The following is a 546-nucleotide window of genomic DNA, read 5'->3' on the forward strand; positions in this document are numbered from 1 at the left end:
AAAGAGAGGCATAGTTTTTTATGAATGCGCATAACCAAGTCAAACTCCTAGATGGGGATAATTGTTTTTATAAATGCTAAATCAATGATAACGTTAAAATAATATCGCCGCGGGTGCAAGTTGCTTAAGGTAACGTTAGCAATAATATCGTGTGTGGGCAACTGCTTAATTGCTGCCCTTAAACTGTATGGTAAAAGTGGGGTATTTGGGGTCATCAGCATCAATCGGTAAGCTGCCGGTATTGAGCACCGCTTGTTTGGCGGCTTCATTGACCGCGCTATCAGGGCCCGACGCTGAGACATTCACGACAGCGCCACTGGCATTGACTGTGATGGTCAAGGTAGCACGCTGCGTTGAGCCTTTGGCCGCTGTTGGCGGATTATAGTTGCGTTTGATTAAATTGATGATTTCACTATTACTAGCGCCGCGACTACCGCTTGATGCCGAGCGACTGCTACCCTTTGCAGTGCTGGAAGTGGTGGCGTCACCAGACAGTGTTGATTGACCATCATCTCCTAAGCTAAGGGTCTGTCCTGCGCTACCTGA

1 protein-coding gene is annotated in these 546 nt (G+C 47.4%); it reads right to left on the reverse strand.

The features are described from left to right. Positions 1–165: 165 nt before the first annotated feature. Positions 166–546, reverse strand: a 381-nt coding sequence (locus V7D75_RS06935; protein ID WP_333613968.1) for a cell envelope integrity protein TolA, incomplete at its 5' end; no start/stop codon positions are given.

The sequence above is a fragment of the Psychrobacter sp. genome (assembly GCF_036731945.1).
Classification (GTDB): domain Bacteria; phylum Pseudomonadota; class Gammaproteobacteria; order Pseudomonadales; family Moraxellaceae; genus Psychrobacter.